Genomic DNA, 17,143 nt, shown 5'->3' with positions numbered 1-17,143 from the left:
CGACCTCTCGGTCATCTCCATGTCATTCGTGGCGATGAGCAGTATTGCTGTGGAGGCTGTATCGCCACACCAGGCTCTAGCCAAACTCGCTCAAAAATTCTTCGGTCTTCATGAGTTCAAGCTGCACGGAGAACCGATCATGCAGAAGTTCCAGTGACGCGTCATGCGTATCGTCGGCGCCGCTGCAGACGGCGTCCTTCAGCACGATGACACGATAGGCGAGATCGATTGCGCCGAGCGTCGTGGCCAGCACGCATACATCCGTTTCACCACCCGTTATAATAAGGGTATCGACCCGCTCCGATTGAAGGATCGGATGCAGGCGGCCGTCAATCCAGGGGGAATAGGTGCGCTTGTCGAAGTGCCTTGCCGGTGGAACCAACGACGCCAGCGATGGGGCGAGATCGATGAATCCGCGCGGAAGATGCTCACCCGTCATCATCCACCATTTCTGGTAATAATCCCGCCATTTCCCCGGCATGTCGTCGGCATGCTCCGGTGGCAGGAAGCGGGTAAAGATCGTTCGCGACGAGTGCCGCCTGGCCAGCTCTTCGATCTGGGGAGAGATCCGTGCCATCCAGGGAACGTGCCACGGCGTGTCTTCGGCAAACATCCGCTGCATATCGACGCAAAGGTGCCGCCACTCCCCGACCTCGCCCATCACATCCTCCACTCGGTCTTCGGGCGTCAACCGCGGCGCGGGGTGAAAGTTCCCCTAACCAGCGGAAGATCAGAGGCCTCTCAGGCGACAGCGCTCTCAGCTGTCCGGAAACTATCAAGTTCGCGAAGAGGAACCGGTTTGGAGAAAAAGTAGCCTTGGAGGTCGGTGCAGCCGAGGGCGGCCAGAAAGTCGCGTTGATATTCGGTTTCGACCCCTTCAGCCGTCGTCGAGATACCGAGGTTGCGGCTAAGCGCGACGATGGCGCCAATGATGGCCGCCCCGTTGGCTTTCGTGCCGAGCTGTGAGACGAACGAACGATCAATCTTGATGCGGTCAATATCGAAGCGTAGCAGATGGCTGAGACATGAAAAGCCGGTGCCGAAATCATCGAGCGAAATCTGAACACCTTGGCTGCGCAGCGACTTCAGCACCGTATAGACGTCCGAGTTATCCTCGATGAGCGAGGACTCGGTGAGCTCGAGCTCGAGCCGGGACGGCGGCAGGCCGCTCTCCTGGAGCACGGCGAATACTTCCTCGGCAAAATTTGGTCTTCTCAACTGGGCGGGAGACACGTTGACCGCAACAAATGTGTTTTCAGGCCATTTGCAGGCGGCTCTGCAGGCTTCGCGCAATACCCAGAAACCGAGAGCGTCGATGAGGCCGCCCTCCTCGGCGACAGGGATGAAGCTGGCAGGCGTCAATAGTCCGCGCTGACTGTGACGCCAACGCACGAGAGCCTCCGCGCCCGACGCCGAGTATCCGCCGCCCTCGGCGCGATGTACCGTTTGGTAGTAGACTTCGAGCGATCCGAAGTCCGGCTTGTTCGCAATCGGGTCGGATTGTGGACCGTCAGCGGATGAGGCCGTGCCTTTGGCCAGAACTTCCCGCAATTCGTTCTTGAGAATGTCGTGCGCATTCCTGCCGCCGTCCATGGACGGTGAATAGACGCGCCACTGGCCTCTGCCGCCCATCTTTGCCTCGTACAGCGCGACGTCGGCGTAGCGCATGATGTCGTCGGCATTCCGCCCGGCGTCCGGCACGACGGTCACGCCGATCGAGCCGCCGACCCGTGCGACCGCCTCGCCCCTCAAAAGCGGGAAGGGCTTGCCAAGTTCGGCAACGATCGCGTCGCATATTACAGGCAAAACCTGATCATGGTCTTTGATGTCCCGGAGAAGCAGGGCGAATTCGTCCCCTCCGAGCCGGGCAAGCGTGTCGCCCGGACGAAGCAGGGAGTGGATCCGCTCCGCAGCCATCCTGATGAGTTCATCGCCGGCGGCATGGCCGAACGTGTCGTTCACGGCCTTGAAGCGGTCGAGATCGAGAAGCGCGACTGCCGAGCGCTCGGCCGAATTCTTCGTCTCGGCCAGGCACTCGTCGAACCTCATCGCGAACAAAGCGCGGTTGGGAAGGCTCGTGAGCACGTCATGCAAGGCAAGCTGTCTTGCATGCAGCTCGCTTTTTCTCAACTCGCCGAGGCTGCTTCGCAGGCGCACCAGCAAAACCGAGAACAGGATCGCGATCACCAGGGCGGCAATCGAAAGCGCCGGCATCAATCGGCCGATCACTCTCGAGCCTGGAAGATCGGGCCGCCATACGATGAAGCCGATCGGTTCGCCATTTGCCGTGGCGTCGATCTGGAAGGCAACCTCGTTTTCGTCTGCATCGGCTGTGCGCGCGAAGCGCGCGCCGTTGAGGCCCTGTTGCCGGCTCAATTCGTCCAGCGCCGCACCATCGATAAACCGCACGACGATCAGGAATTGCCGCATCGTCTGCCGTTGCCCCTCTTCGGGATCGTTGATGGCGACGACGCCGACGATCGTCGGCCGACCTTCCAGCCGCATCAGATTGGCCAACGCAGTGTTGGAGCGTCCTGGGCTCGCAAGGCGGCTTTCCATCGAGGACGGCGTTCTTTCGTTGGAAACCGCGCCTGGTCTCACCCCGAGGCGGGCATCCTGAAGCAGAGGCAAAAAGAGAGGCTTCATCCAGCGATAACGCTTTTCCGTTTGGGCGTCCGCCAGCATCAGCAGTTGAGCCTTCTCGTCGACGACAAAGGCCTGATCGTAGCCGAAGGCGGACATTGCGGTCTGGCTGATCGCACTCCCGGCGGCCGCTGTCAGAACGGCATCGAGGCTGGAGGAACCTCCGCTTGACCGGGCAGCCGGATAAACACGTGTGAGGTAGCCGTTGCCGAACTGGCCGATGACATGGGCGACTTGATCGACCTGTTCCCGCAGGCGGGCATTCACAAGCTGGCGCTGTCGATCAAGGGCGGCAGCATCGCTTTCGGTTCCTGCCCAGAGCGCCGAGAGTACAACAAGTCCGATCGCTCCAAGTCCGCTGACGGCAATCAGAAACAGAATTCTTCCCGAGGCAATCCAGGATTGCTGAAACGTCTTGGAGCTGGAAGGAAGAACGATCTGCAAGCCTAGACCCCTGAACACCACCACACGGGCGCATTGGCCGACGCTAACAAAGAAGCGTTCACGTAGAATTAAAGGCTGCGGCGCACTATGGGGCGAGATCGACTATTCCCCGAGGAGCTCCCGACGATGTTGCGCATATCCATTCAGACTATACTGCGCGGAGCGCTGATGGCGGGCGGGATGGGTATTTTTTTGGCCGCGACCTCGCCGCTTGAGGTGGCCGCGCAAGATCGCATGCCAATGAGAATTGCCGTCGAAGGTGCATTTCCGCCCTTCAACTATCTCGATGCAAATAACAAACTTCAGGGCTTCGACATCGATATTGCCAATGCGCTGTGCGAGGTTGGCAAGTTCGAATGCCAATTTATCATCGAGAAGTGGGACGACATTATCCCCGATCTCGTTGCCGACAAATACGACGCGATCATCTCATCCATGTCGATGAGCCTTGAGCGGCGTCAAAAGGTTGCCTTCACTGAAAAATACTACAACAGCCCGTCTGTGTTCATCGCCCGGAAGGATTCGTCGATCAGCGATGTCAGCCCCGCCGCCCTCGACGATAAAATTCTTGGGGTGACATCGTCGACAGCGCAGGAATCCTATGCCAACCATCTTTATCCGGAAATGAAAAAGAAGGTGTTTCGGTCTTCGCCGGAATTGTACAAGGGTCTGGCGGACGGGAGCGTCGACATTATCCTCGAGGATAAACTCGCCATCTACGACTGGATTGCCAACACCAAGGCAGGAAGCTGCTGCGAGTTCAAAGGACCGGATCTGGTCGACATCACATACTTCGGTGAGGGTGCCGGCATCGCGCTGCGCCTCGATGACAAGGAGCGTCTTGCGCGCCTGAACGAAGCGTTGAAGAGCATCAAGGCGGACGGGACCTACGACATGATCAACGCAAAATATTTCCCGTTCAGCATCCAGTAGTTCGTCAATCAAATCGTTGTGCGATGCAGAATGGCCGGCTTTCCGCCGGCCATTCCTATCAGGTAAAGTCCTCAGTCGTAGTCGCTAGAGCATTTCCGTTTTTCTTCGAATCACGGAAATGCTCTATCCCTTTGTTTTCTCGCAATTCCGGACGCAAAACCGCTACGCGCTTTTGCTGGAATTGCTCTAGGCGGCTTTCGCGACCTCTCCGTGCGGATCGAGGACATATTTCGTCGCCGCTCCCTGGTCGAAGCTCTCATATCCATTGGCGGCATCGTCGAGCGGAATGACCTTGGCGTTGACGATATCGGCAATTGGCAGCCGGTCGTGGAGGATCGCCTGCATGAGCTGACGATTATATTTGATCACCGGAGTCTGGCCGGTGTGGAAGGACTGCGCCTTGGCCCATCCGAGGCCGAAGCGGAGCGACAGATTGCCGTGTTTGGCGGCGTTGTCGACGGCGCCCGGATCCTCGGTAACGTAGAGGCCGGGGATGCCGATCGAACCCGCGGCACGGGTAATCTCCATCATCTGATTGAGCACGATCGCCGGCTGTTCGCCGCCCGAGTGGCCGCGTGCCTCGAAGCCGACCGCATCGATGGCGCTGTCCACCTCATTGGTGCCGACGACCTGCGCGATCATGTCGCCGAGACGGTCGCTCTTCGACAGGTCGATCGGTTCGAAACCGACCTTCGCCGCATGCGCCAGACGGTCCTTGTTGAAATCACCGATCATCACGACAGCAGCGCCGAGAATGCGAGCCGAAGCCGCAGCCGCAAGGCCGACAGGGCCGGCACCGGCGACATAGACGGTCGAGCCGACCCCAACACCTGCACGCACTGCGCCATGGAAGCCGGTGGGCAGAATGTCGGAAAGCATGGTGAGATCGCGGATCTTCGCCATGGCTTTGTCCCGATCGGGAATTTTCAGCAGGTTGAAATCGGCGTAGGGAATGGTGACGTAACGCGCCTGTCCGCCGATCCAGCCACCCATGTCGACATAGCCATAGGCACCGCCGGCGCGCGACGGATTTACCGTCAGGCAGACGCCCGTATCCTGGGATTTGCAGCAGCGGCAGCGGCCGCAGGCGACATTAAACGGCACCGAGACGATATCGCCGATATCGAGCATTTCGACGTCGACGCCTTTTTCGATGATCTCGCCGGTGATTTCATGACCGAGGACCAGGCCCGGCATCGCCGTCGTGCGGCCGCGGACCATGTGCTGATCGGAGCCGCAGATATTGGTCGAGATCACCTTCAGAATCACGCCGTGTTCGATGCGGCGGCCGTCGGGCGCTTCCAGCTTCGGGTCGTCGATGTCGCGAACTTCGACCTTGCCCGGCCGGAGATAGACGACGCCTCTATTTTTGCTCATGAATTCCTCCCACTTGTTTGAATGCCTCGGTCTGCAACCGATGCAGTCGATGGCAACCTTCCCTCCGGCCTGCCTCCTCTGCAGCCCGGTCCACAACACAGGATACCGCCGCATCGGGCGATATTCGATTTGCAAAAGGGACAGATTGGATGGAGAAGAGGAGTGAACGCCATGGTTTTCGCCTGTCGTTCCGCTCGTGATCGTCTGCCGCAATCCGTCGATTTGCTATGCCAAGAGCTGGTTTCCGGCTCCAGAATCTCCTTTCGATCCATCTCGATATCTTTCCGGATGACTATCCGGCGATTTCCTTGAGGATTTCAGTTCTTCTACCGCTGCGGGGCAGCGCCGGCGTCAGGCCAGCGTCCCAATGGTCCATTTCGCCAGTTTGCGAGATAGCGCCTTGAACACCACAAGCAAACCATGCCTGACGTAAAACAGCGATCAAGAAAACGACATGGGCGCAACTCAAAGACGACAGTCGGCAAAGTCGCAATAGCGCTGCGTAGCGGAAATAATTGATCCCGCGAATACGGCGGTTTTCCGGATCGTCCGGGAAGATTTGATCGCCGCCTAAAGGCTTTAGGCGCGATGCGGTCGCCGGCTGCGGCTGACGTCGATTGCGGTGTGCCAGAATACGGCGCCGAGGATGATCGCGCCGCCGAAAAAGGTGGCGACGGGCGGCTCTTCGGAAAACAGCAGCCAGACCCAGAAGGGCGTGAGCACGATTTCCATCGTGCCGATCAGCGCCGCTTCCGCCGGCGGCATTCGTTTCGCCCCGGCAAGGAAGAGCACCAGCGCCAGGGAGAAATTGGTCGCGCCGAAGGCGGCAAGGACGATCCAGTTGTGCAAGTCGAGCGAGCCGACCGAACCGAACGGCGCGAAGAGTGCGAGTGTCAGGAAAGCGCTGACCACGGTCGGCGGCAGGCTTGGCACGTCGGGACTGATGCGCGGAATGATGATGACGAGCGCGAAGGACGCGGTCATGCCGAGCGCCAGCAGGTCACCCCAACCGGTGCCGCCGCCGATCGACGAGGCGACGATGACCGCGACTCCGAGGAGCGAAATGCCGCCGGCAATCAGCGTTCGCCTGGAGACCCTCTCCCTGAGGATGACCCAGCCGAGCAGTGCCGCGATAAAGGGCGCGGTCGCATAGATCATCGTCACATTGGCGACGGTGGTCATGTAAAGCGCCCCGATGAAGCATACCTGACTGAAGGTCTGGCATGCGATCATGGCAAGACCGGACGGATGGAAGACGGATCGCCATTGCTGCCGCGAGATGCCCCCTTCGAGGAAAAGGCAGGGGATCAGCAGAAACAGGCCGCCGAACAACGATCGCCAGGCAATCGCCGTCCATACGTCGGTCGTCAGGAGCCGCGAGTAGACGCCGCTCGCGCTCCAGGCAAGTGTCGCGGCAATGATGAGAAGCACACCCTTCTCGTGCTCGCTGCCTGCGAGGCGTCTGGCCGGATTTTCAATGGTCACGCAGATATTCTCAAAGAAGGAAGTCGAACGCGGTTCATTTCTGCGTCAAGAATTGACATCAGACAAACGAATAGTAGAGATAGCTACCATCGATTTTTTCTATGGCTAACCCATGCACGAACCGATCGAGAGCGACCTGCTCAGAACCTTCCTGGTCGTTGCCGAGACCTCCAATTTCTCCGCGGCTGCCCAGCGCATCGGGCGGACGCAGTCGGCGGTCAGCACTCAAATCAAGCGGCTTGAGCAGACGATCGGCGAAACCCTGTTCGAACGGGGCGCCCGCGGCGTGCTGCTGACGCGCCAGGGTATACAGCTCGTCCCCTATGCCCGCAGGATAATCGACCTCCTGAACGAGGCCGCCGCGACGATCCGCAGCAATCCGCTGGACGGACCGGTGCGCATCGGAATTCCGGAGGAATACAGCCAGACGGTGCTGCCGGCGGCCCTTGCGGCTTTCGCCGTACGCCACCCGGCCGTCGAGGTCACCGTGTCCTGCGACTACACAGTTCGCAACTTGGCCGCCCTCGAGCGGGATGAACTCGATCTGGCCGTCGTTTTCGACTGGAGCGATGAGACGAAAGGCGAGGTCATCTGTATCGATCCCACAGTCTGGGTCACATCGATGGTCCACAGGCTGCACGACATCGATCCCCTGCCGATAGCGACCTATCGCAACTCCACCTGGTCACGCGATTTTGCGCTCCGGTCGCTGGAGCAGATCGGCCGCAACTATCGAATCGCTTTCATTGCCGATACCGGTTCGGGGCTGAAGAATGCCGTGACCGCAGGCCTTGCCGTCACCACGCTTTCCCGCAGCAGCATTCCGCCCGGCTGCCGGGAACTCACCGCCGAAGACGGTTTCCCGCCGGTCGATTCCTCCAAGGTCGTGCTCCGCCGGAGCACTTACCGTTCCAGCGAGGCCGTTCGGGAACTTGCCGAAATGATACGGGACGCATTCCAGCCTATGCCCGCATCTCCGATGACGTGATGCGGCGGCGCAAGCGGCGCCGGGTCTCGGACGGGCTTTCGGAAAAACTCGCCCGGTAGCTTCTCGCAAAGGCTGAGGCCGAGTTGAAGCCGGTTGCCGCCGCGATGTCGGCGAAGGAGGCCGTCGTCTCGATCACCGTGCGGCGGGCCGCATTCAAGCGCAGGGCGAGATAATGCACATGCGGCGGCGCGCCGATACTCTGCTGGAAAAGATCCTGCAGATGTCGGGCGCTGATGCCCACCCTGCGGGCGAGCCGCGTGAGAATCAGAGGCTGCTCGATATGCTCTTCCATCAGCCGCACCGCTTGCGCGACACGGGAATCGTGCATGCGCAACCCAGCCGAGGCTGCGGAAAGTGACTCATCGGCATGGAAGGACGGCTGCTCATAGCGGAACAGCCGGCTGACCTCGAGCGCCAGCGAATAACCCTGCCGCTGCCTGATCACTTCCAGCATCAGGTCGACGGTTGGAAGCGAACCGGAGGTCGTCAGCCGCTTGCCGTCGATGACGAAACGATCCTTGACGGCCCGCACCTCAGGATAGGCCAGCGCAAAATCCTCGTAGTCCTCCCAGTGGACGGTCGCCGGCAGTCCGTCGAGCAGGCTTGCTTCCGCCAGCAGCCATGTGCCGGACTCGATGCCGGCAATCACCGTGCGATAGCGGGCAGCCTGGGAGAGCTGCATCTTGAGGGCCGGCGTCGCGCTGTGGCGCCAGTTGTAACTGGCAAGCACGAATAGCGGCGTATCCTCGGTCGTCGCCTTGAAAGCGCCTTGTGCGGGCACGGCGATATTGCTGGTGGTCGGGACCGGTGCTCCGTCCGGCGTGAGCAGCCGCCAGCGATAGAGCTCGCTGCCGGAAATGCGGTTGGCACCGCGCAGCGGCTCGATCACCGAGGCGATCAGGATCAGGTTCGCGTCCGGCAGGACGAGAAGGTCGATATCGAGCCGTTCCGTCGATCGCTGCAGCAAGGCCACCTCCCTCGGAGTTCCGATAATGTATCAATTGCTTCCGAAAATGCAACGCATCGCCATCCATCCTGTCGCGTAATGCGGACAAGACGAGGGAGAACAAATACATGCCTCTTGCGATGAACCGCGATGTCTTCATCACCTGCGCCGTCACCGGCGCCGGCGATACGGTTTCCAAATCCAGCCACGTGCCGATCACTCCCAAGCAGATCGCCGATTCCGCCATCGATGCGGCAAAGGCCGGTGCTGCGGTCGTTCACTGCCATGTCCGCGATCCAGAAACGGGTGCTGCCAGCCGCCGCAACGATGTCTACAGGGAAGTCACCGACCGCATCCGTTCGGCCGATGTCGACGTCGTCCTCAATCTCACCGCCGGCATGGGCGGGGACCTGATCTTCGGGGACGTCGAAAGCCCCCTTCCCCTCAATCCTAAGGGCACGGATATGGCCGGCGCCACCGAGCGCGTCAGCCACGTCGCCGAGTGCCTGCCTGAGATCTGCACGCTCGACTGCGGCACGATGAATTTCAATCTCGGCGACTATGTCATGACCAACACGCCGGCCATGCTGCGGGCCATGGCGAAGAAGATGACGGATCTCGGCGTGCGGCCCGAGATCGAGGCCTTCGACACCGGCCATCTCTGGTTTGCGAAGCAGCTTGCCGAGGAAGGCCTGATCGAAGACCCGGTGCTGATCCAGCTCTGTATGGGCATTCCCTGGGGTGCGCCCGACGATCTCAATACCTTCATGGCGATGGTCAACAACGTGCCTCAGAGCTGGACCTTCTCGGCCTTTTCGATCGGCCGCAACGCCATGGCCTATCCGGCAGCCGCCGTTCTCGCCGGCGGTAATGTGCGCGTCGGCTTGGAGGACAACCTCTTCGTCGGCAAGGGCCAGCTCGCCACCAATGCGCAACTCGTCGAAAAGGCCGTGCAGGTGGTCGAGGGCATGGGTGCCCGGATCATCGGTCCGGAAGACGTTCGCAAGAAACTCAAACTGACGAAGCGCTGAGGACGGCATGACAGGGATCACCAAAGCGGCTTGTATCGGCGGCGGCGTCATCGGCGGCGGATGGATCGCGCGATTTCTGCTGGCTGGCATCGACGTGAATGTGTTCGATCCCCATCCGGAAGCGAGCCGCATCGTCGGCGAAGTGCTTGCCAACGCCGAAAAAGCCTATGCCATGCTGACCGGAGCACCCCTGCCGCCCCGCGGCAGGTTGACCTTCTGCACGACGCTCGAGGAAGCCGTCGCCGGCGCCGACTGGATTCAGGAAAGCGTGCCGGAAAGGCTCGACCTCAAGCGCGGGGTGCTGACTGAGATCGATGCTGTGGCGCGCCCGGACGCCCTGATCGGCTCTTCCACCTCAGGCCTACTGCCGACCGACCTGCAGCGCGACATGAAGCATCCCGAACGCCTCTTCGTCGCCCACCCCTATAATCCCGTCTATCTGCTGCCGCTCGTCGAAATCGTCGGTGGCGAAAAGACCTCGACGGCGACCATCCAGACGGCGATGGAAAGACTGGTGCCGATCGGCATGAAGGGCGTCCACATCGCCAAGGAGATCGAGGCCTTTGTCGGCGACCGGCTGCTCGAAGCGCTCTGGCGCGAGGCCTTGTGGCTGATCCACGACGATATCTGCACGGTCGAGACGCTTGATGACGTCATCCGCTACTCCTTCGGCCTGCGCTGGGCGCAAATGGGCCTGTTTCAGACCTACCGCATTGCCGGCGGCGAGGCCGGTATGCGTCACTTCCTTGCCCAGTTCGGTCCATGCCTCGCCTGGCCGTGGACCAAGCTCACCGATGTCGTCGATCTCGACGATGCACTGATCGAAAAGATCGGCCGGCAATCCGATGAACAGGCGGCTGGACTGTCGATCCGCGAGCTCGAACGCATCCGCGACGAAAACCTCGTCGGCATCCTGCAGGCCCTGAAGGGCGGTCACGACGGCGAGGGCTGGGGCGCCGGCAAGCTGCTGAAAGACTTCGAGCAATCGCTCTGGGCAGAAGCCGGCAGGGCAAATACGTCTTTCGACCCGTTGAAGCCGCTGCGGCTTGTCGAGACGAAAGTCGGCCCCGCCTGGGTCGACTATAACGGCCATATGACCGAACACCGTTATCTGCAGGTTTTCGGGGATACCTCGGATGCATTGCTGCGCCTCATCGGCGTTGATCTCGCCTATGTCGAGGCGGGGCGGAGCTATTACACGGTGGAAACCCACATCCGCCATCTCGGCGAGGCGAAGCTCGGCCAGGCGATCCATTCGACCTGCCAGATCCTCTCCGTCGACGAGAAGCGGCTGCATGTCTTCCACACCCTCCACGACACAGTGACGGGCGAAGCTCTGGCAAGCGCCGAGCACATGTTGCTGCATGTCGACAGCAAGGCCGGCAAGGCGACACCGGCGCCGGCCGTCATTCTCGACAAAGTCAAGTCGATTGCCGAAGCGCATGCGAATTTGGTCTCGCCTGAAGGTGTTGGCCGTCACGTCGGCCAGAAACGGTAGGAGGATCGGCATGAATTTCGGACTGAGCGAAGAACAGGTAATGATCGTCGAGACGGTCCGCGCCTTCGTCGAGACCGAAATCTATCCGCACGAGAACCAGGTCGAGCGCAGCGGTGTCGTCCCGCCGGAGCTCGGAGACGAGATCCGGCGCAAATGCATCGATCTTGGCTTCTATGCCTGCAATTTCCCGGAAGAAGTCGGCGGCGCCGGCCTCGACCATCTCACCTTCACGCTGGTCGAGCGGGAGCTCGGGCGCGGTTCCCTGGGGCTGACGGTTTTCTTCGGCCGGCCCTCCGGCATCCTGATGGCCTGCGAGGGCGAGCAGCGAGAGCGCTACCTCCTGCCCGCAGTGCGCGGTGAGAAGATCGACGCGCTCGCCATCACCGAGCCGGACGCCGGATCTGACATGCGCGGCATGAAATGCGCTGCCCGCCGCGACGGTGGCGATTTCGTCCTCAACGGCACGAAACATTTCATCTCCCATGCCGATGTCGCCGATTTCGTCATCGTCTTTGCCGCGACGGGCGAGGAAGAGACGCCGAAAGGCATCAAGAAGAAGATCACCGCCTTCCTGGTGGATCGCGGCACGCGGGGCTTCGAAATCCTCAAAGGCTACGATTCCGTTTCGCATCGCGGCTACCACAACTCAACGCTCAGCTTCGAAGATTGCCGGATTCCGGCGAGCCAGGTACTTGGCGAGGTGCATCGCGGCTTCGATATCGCCAATCAATGGCTCTACGGCACACGGTTGACGGTTGCCGCCACCTGCGTCGGCCGGGCACGGCGCGTCTTCGACATGACGCTGCCCTACGCCGCCGAGCGCAAACAGTTCGGCAAGCCGATCGGCGCTAATCAGGGCGTGTCGTTCAAGCTCGCCGATATGATAACCGAGATCGACGCGGCCGACTGGCTGACGCTCGCCGCCGCCTGGCGGCTCGATGCCGGGCTCTCCGCAGACCGGCAGATCGCCTCGGCCAAGCTTTACTCCTCCGAAATGTTGGCCCGCGTCACCGATGAGGCGATCCAGATCTTCGGCGGCATGGGCCTGATGGACGACCTGCCGCTCGCCCGCTTCTGGCGCGATGCGCGCGTCGAGCGCATCTGGGACGGCACCTCTGAAATCCAGCGGCATATCATCAGCCGCGACCTGCTTAGACCCTTGGGAGCGTGAGCCGATGACGCCTCGCCCGCTCGACCGCCTGCTCAGACCGCAAACGATCGCCGTCTTTGGCGGCCGCGAGGCGCGCAGGGTGATCGAGCAGTGCGATCGCATGGGTTTTGCGGGCGAGATCTGGCCTGTCCATCCGAAGCTCGAAGAGGTCCTCGGGCGGCCCTGTTATCGCTCCGTATCCGATCTGCCTTCGGCGCCTGACGCCGCCTTCGTCGGCGTCAACAGGACGCTGACCGTCGAGATTGTCCGCAGCCTTTCTGAGGCCGGTGCCGGCGGGGCGGTCTGTTATGCATCGGGTTTCAGCGAGGCGACAGGTGAACTCGGCGACGGTGCCGCGCTGCAGCAGGCCTTGCTGGAGGCGGCTGGCGACATGCCGATCCTCGGGCCGAATTGCTACGGGCTGATCAACGGTCTCGACGGTGCGCTGCTCTGGCCCGATCAGCATGGCATGCAGCGTATCGAACGTGGCGTCGCCATCCTCACGCAATCCTCCAACATCGCCATCAACCTGACCATGCAGACCCGCGGCGTGCCGATCGCCTATGTGGTCACTGCCGGCAATCAGGCGCAGACATCGCTTGCCGATGTCGCCTGCGCACTGATCGACGACCCGCGCGTCACGGCGGTCGGCCTTCATGTCGAAGGTTTCGGCGATCTCTCTGCACTCGAACGTCTGGCCACCATGGCCCGGCGGTCGAGGAAGCCGGTCGTCGTGCTGAAGGTCGGCAGGTCCGAGCAGGCAAAACGCGCGGCGGTGTCGCATACAGCCTCGCTTGCCGGCAGCGATGCGGTCGCCGACGCCGTGCTCGCCCGCCTCGGCCTTGGCCGTGTCCAGACCTTGCCTGCGCTGCTCGAAACCCTGAAGTTGCTGCATGTCGCCGGACCGCTCGCCAGCCATTCGATCTCGTCGATGAGCTGTTCGGGGGGCGAAGCCTCGCTGATGGCGGATGCCGCCGTCGGTCGCAATGTGGAATTTCCAGCGTTGCAGCCGCAACAATTGCCACGGCTGCGGCGGGTGCTGGGCGAGATGGTGACGCTTTCCAATCCGCTCGATTACCACACCTTCGTCTGGGGGGATCTCGCACGCCAGACCGAAGCCTTCAGCGCCATGTTCGACGGCGGCTATGCCCTTAATCTCGTCGTCCTCGACTTCCCCCGCGGTGACCGCTGCGATGCATCCGAATGGGCGATGACGGCAGACGCGGTCATGACGGCTGCCGCCGCAACCGGTGCGCTGGCCGGCCTTCTGGCAACCCTTCCGGAAAACATGCCGGAGCCGATCGCCGATCGGCTGATGGCAAATGGCATCATTGCCTTCTGCGGTATCGACGAAGCCATCACGGCTGCGGAAGTCGCCGCCGGCATCGGCCAGGCGTGGGATCGCCCGCCGCCCCTGCCGCTGCTCGATGTGTCCTCTATCGATGGCGAGATCGAGACGCTGACGGAGGCCGATGCGAAGGCCGAACTTGCCGCCTTCGGCCTTCCGGTTCCGCAAGGGCTGGTGGCCTTCTCTCCCGGTCAAGCGGCCGAGCAGGCTGAGCGGCTCGGTTTTCCTGTCGTGCTCAAAGCGCTCGGCATTGCACACAAGACCGAGGCTGGGGCGGTCGCACTCAACCTAAAGGATATGCAAGCGGTCTCGAATGCGGCGACGGCCATGCCGCCGAATGCCGGTTATCTCGTCGAGAAAATGATCGATTCACCGGTCGCCGAGCTCATTGTCGGCGCCATCCGCGACCCTGTCTTCGGATTGTCGCTCACCTTGGGAGCGGGCGGAATCTTCGTTGAATTGCTTGAAGATTCGGTCGTTCTGCCCCTTCCGGCGACGAAAACCGACATTCACGCGGCAATTTCGCGTCTCAAACTTGCAAAATTGATCTATAGCTATCGCGGGCGGCCAAAAGGCGATCTCGAAGCCGTGGTCGGTGCTGTCTCAGCAACGGCAGACTATGTCGTAAAGAATGCGGCATCCCTGGAGGAACTCGACATTAATCCATTGATGGTTCTTCCCGAAGGGCATGGTGTTGTCGTAGTCGATGCCCTGGTACGGCGGAGGAGGTAGTAAAGGTTGAGCGACCACATTCGCACACGACATGACGGTGGAGTACTCGAAGTCGTCATCGACCGGCCGAAGGCGAATGCCATCGACCTTGCGACTAGCCGTTCCCTGGGGGTGATCTTCCGGGATTTCCGCGACGATCCGGCCTTGCGTGTCGCCATCGTCTCGGGCGCCGGCGAGAAATTTTTCTGTGCCGGCTGGGATCTCAAGGCAGCGGCATCAGGTGATGCGGTCGACGGGGACTACGGTGTGGGCGGCTTCGGCGGGCTGCAGGAATTGCGCGATCTCAACAAGCCGGTCATTTGTGCGGTCAACGGCATCTGTTGCGGCGGTGGATTGGAGATTGCGCTTTCTGCCGACCTGATCATCGCCGCCGAGCACGCGACCTTCGCCCTGCCGGAAATCCGTTCGGGCACGGTTGCCGACGCAGCTTCGATCAAGCTGCCGAAGCGCATTCCTTACCACATCGCCATGGACATGCTTTTGACCGGTCGCTGGCTCGACGTTCACGAGGCGCATCGCTGGGGTTTCGTCAACGAGGTCCTGCCGGCCGACAGGCTGATGGAGAGAGCCTGGGAGCTTGCTAGTCTGCTCGAGAGCGGGCCGCCGCTCGTCTATGCGGCCATCAAGGAAATCGTGCGCGAAGCGGAGGGTTCGACGTTCCAGACTGCCATGAACAAGGTCACCAAGCGGCAGTTTGCGACGGTCGACAGGCTCTATTCGAGCAAGGACCAATTGGAAGGCGCACGGGCCTTCGCCGAGAAGCGAAGCCCCATTTGGAAAGGAAAATAACCAGGCGGCAGCAACCGCATTATTTTCCCGCATGATGCGGGCACCGGAGGTGGAGAGGAAACCGCCTGCGGACTTGCCCGGAAGTTCTGTCAACGCACCATAAAGAAGGAACTGGGGAATGAACGACTACACGAAATATCTCGCAAGCCGTGTCACCGCCGGCGGGCTTAGCCGCCGCGAATTCATGGGACGCGCCATGGCGGCGGGCATCACACTTGCCGTCGCCGACAAGCTCTTTACCGAAAGTGCGCAAGCCGCCGAACCGAAGCGCGGCGGCCACCTGAAGCTCGGCCTCGAAGGTGGTGCGGCCACCGATTCCAACGATCCGGCAAAATTCCTGTCGCAGGTGATGTTCTGCATCGGCCGCTGCTGGGGGGACATGCTGGTCGAGTCTGATCCGCTGACGGGTGCTGCCGTGCCGGCGCTCGCCGAATCCTGGGAGCCGTCGAAGGACGCGGCGACCTGGACCTTCAAGATCCGCAAGGGCGTCAAGTTCCACAATGGCAAGGAACTGACGATCGACGACGTCGTTGCGACGCTGAAGCGTCATACCGATGCGAAGTCGGAATCCGGCGCGCTCGGTGTTCTCGGCTCGATCAAGGAGATCAAGGCCGACGGCGGCAATCTCGTGCTGACGCTCAGCGAAGGCAATGCCGACATGCCACTGCTGCTGTCGGACTACCACCTGGTCATCCAGCCGAATGGCGGCGTCGACGATCCGCTGGCCTCGATCGGCACCGGCCCCTACAAGATGACGAGCTTCGAGCCCGGCGTCCGCGCCACCTTCGAAAAGAACAAGGACGACTGGCGCTCCGACCGGGGTTATGTCGATTCGATCGAAATCATCGGCATGAACGACGCCACCGCTCGCATCGCGGCATTGTCGTCCGGCCAGGTGCACTACATCAACCGCGTCGACCCGAAGACCGTCAATTTGCTGAAGCGTGCCCCCAATGTCGAGATCCTCTCGACCGCCGGCCGCGGTCATTACGTTTTCATCATGCATTGCGACAAGGCGCCGTTCGACAACAACGACCTGCGCCTGGCCCTCAAATACGCCATGGATCGCGAGACCATGGTGCAGAAGATCCTCGGCGGTTACGGCAAGGTCGGCAACGACTTCCCGATCAACAGCACCTATGCGCTGTTCCCCGAGGGCATCGAGCAGCGCGCCTACGATCCCGACAAGGCGGCCTTTCACTACAAGAAGTCGGGCCATAGCGGCTCGGTCCTCCTGCGAACCTCCGAAGTCGCCTTCCCCGGTGCCGTCGATGCGGCCGTCCTTTATCAGGAAAGCTGCAAGAAGGCCGGCATCGAGATCGAGGTCAAGCGCGAGCCGGGCGACGGCTACTGGACCAACGTCTGGAATGTCCAGCCCTTCTCGACCTCCTACTGGGGCGGCCGTCCGACGCAGGACCAGATGTATTCCACCGCCTATCTCTCGACGGCGGACTGGAACGACACCAAGTTCAAGCGTCCTGATTTCGACAAGCTGCTGCTGCAGGCCCGCTCCGAACTGGATGAAGCCAAGCGCAAGGACATGTATCGCACCATGGCGATGACGGTGCGTGACGAGGGCGGGGTGATCCTGCCGATGTTCAACGACTTCGTGAACGCCTCCACCAAGCAGGTGAAGGGTTATGTCCACGACATCGGCAACGACATGTCGAACGGCTACGTCGCGACCCGCGTCTGGCTGGACGCCTGATGGCAAGGGGCGTATGCCCCTCCGATCTCTAACGAAGCCGGGACCGTGGGATGAAAACCCGCGGTCCTCCC

The 17,143-nt window shown here is 61.4% G+C and carries 13 protein-coding genes and 1 riboswitch; of the genes, 8 read left to right on the top strand and 5 right to left on the bottom strand.

Going from position 1 to position 17,143, the window contains the following annotated elements:
- Window positions 1-76: 76 nt before the first annotated feature.
- Window positions 77-661 (bottom strand): cysteine hydrolase family protein, encoded by a 585-nt coding sequence (locus BS629_RS00615; protein ID WP_018246815.1) that lies wholly within the window; start codon window positions 659-661, stop codon window positions 77-79.
- An 80-nt stretch (window positions 662-741) separates the two neighbouring features.
- A complete protein-coding gene (locus tag BS629_RS00610; RefSeq protein ID WP_027690342.1) occupies window positions 742-3,108 on the bottom strand; it encodes a putative bifunctional diguanylate cyclase/phosphodiesterase in 2,367 nt (788 codons plus the stop codon).
- A 105-nt stretch (window positions 3,109-3,213) separates the two neighbouring features.
- Here BS629_RS00610 and BS629_RS00605 point away from each other — a divergent pair, with 105 nt between their 5' ends.
- Window positions 3,214-4,020, top strand: a complete 807-nt coding sequence (locus BS629_RS00605) for an ABC transporter substrate-binding protein (protein WP_018246817.1) — start codon at window positions 3,214-3,216, stop codon at window positions 4,018-4,020.
- Between the two features lie 186 nt (window positions 4,021-4,206).
- Here BS629_RS00605 and fdhA read toward each other — a convergent pair whose 3' ends face one another.
- Together fdhA and BS629_RS00595 are read right to left on the bottom strand one after the other, a co-directional pair.
- Window positions 4,207-5,397, bottom strand: coding sequence for a formaldehyde dehydrogenase, glutathione-independent (fdhA, locus tag BS629_RS00600; RefSeq protein ID WP_018246818.1), 1,191 nt, complete (start codon window positions 5,395-5,397; stop codon window positions 4,207-4,209).
- Window positions 5,398-5,615: 218 nt separating this feature from the next.
- A riboswitch (cobalamin riboswitch) is annotated at window positions 5,616-5,815 on the bottom strand.
- A gap of 161 nt (window positions 5,816-5,976) precedes the next feature.
- Window positions 5,977-6,882, bottom strand: coding sequence for a DMT family transporter (locus tag BS629_RS00595; protein WP_018246819.1), 906 nt, complete (start codon window positions 6,880-6,882; stop codon window positions 5,977-5,979).
- A gap of 112 nt (window positions 6,883-6,994) precedes the next feature.
- On the opposite strand from BS629_RS00595, the gene BS629_RS00590 reads away from it, so the two are divergent.
- Entirely contained in the window at window positions 6,995-7,870 is an 876-nt protein-coding gene (locus BS629_RS00590) for a LysR substrate-binding domain-containing protein (protein WP_018246820.1), read from the top strand.
- Here the strand turns inward: BS629_RS00590 and BS629_RS00585 are convergent.
- Window positions 7,845-8,843 carry a GlxA family transcriptional regulator gene (locus tag BS629_RS00585; RefSeq protein WP_018246821.1) on the bottom strand — a complete coding sequence of 333 codons (999 nt, stop codon included), beginning with the start codon at window positions 8,841-8,843 and terminating at the stop codon, window positions 7,845-7,847. The two genes, BS629_RS00590 and BS629_RS00585, sit on opposite strands and share 26 nt — an antisense overlap.
- A gap of 101 nt (window positions 8,844-8,944) precedes the next feature.
- Between BS629_RS00585 and bcoG the strand changes: the two genes are divergently transcribed.
- From bcoG to BS629_RS00555, 6 genes are all read left to right on the top strand, one after another.
- Window positions 8,945-9,847 (top strand): 3-dehydrocarnitine:acetyl-CoA trimethylamine transferase BcoG, encoded by a 903-nt coding sequence (gene bcoG, locus BS629_RS00580; protein ID WP_018246822.1) that lies wholly within the window; start codon window positions 8,945-8,947, stop codon window positions 9,845-9,847.
- Window positions 9,848-9,854: 7 nt separating this feature from the next.
- Window positions 9,855-11,345 carry a carnitine 3-dehydrogenase gene (locus BS629_RS00575; protein WP_018246823.1) on the top strand — a complete coding sequence of 497 codons (1,491 nt, stop codon included), beginning with the start codon at window positions 9,855-9,857 and terminating at the stop codon, window positions 11,343-11,345.
- A gap of 10 nt (window positions 11,346-11,355) precedes the next feature.
- The gene (locus BS629_RS00570) at window positions 11,356-12,516 is read left to right on the top strand and encodes an acyl-CoA dehydrogenase family protein (protein ID WP_018246824.1); all 1,161 of its coding nucleotides are present in this window, start codon (window positions 11,356-11,358) and stop codon (window positions 12,514-12,516) included.
- Window positions 12,517-12,520: 4 nt separating this feature from the next.
- The gene (locus BS629_RS00565) at window positions 12,521-14,575 is read left to right on the top strand and encodes an acetate--CoA ligase family protein (protein ID WP_077987916.1); all 2,055 of its coding nucleotides are present in this window, start codon (window positions 12,521-12,523) and stop codon (window positions 14,573-14,575) included.
- Window positions 14,576-14,581: 6 nt separating this feature from the next.
- On the top strand, window positions 14,582-15,364 hold the full coding sequence (locus BS629_RS00560) for a carnitinyl-CoA dehydratase (protein WP_018246826.1): 783 nt from the start codon (window positions 14,582-14,584) through the stop codon (window positions 15,362-15,364).
- A 118-nt stretch (window positions 15,365-15,482) separates the two neighbouring features.
- On the top strand, window positions 15,483-17,072 hold the full coding sequence (locus BS629_RS00555) for an ABC transporter substrate-binding protein (protein WP_018246827.1): 1,590 nt from the start codon (window positions 15,483-15,485) through the stop codon (window positions 17,070-17,072).
- Window positions 17,073-17,143: the final 71 nt, after the last annotated feature.

Source organism: Rhizobium leguminosarum bv. viciae USDA 2370, assembly GCF_002008365.1.
Classification (GTDB): domain Bacteria; phylum Pseudomonadota; class Alphaproteobacteria; order Rhizobiales; family Rhizobiaceae; genus Rhizobium; species Rhizobium leguminosarum.
Note: the sequence above shows the minus strand (reverse complement) of the source record. Positions and strands in the feature narration are given on the sequence as shown.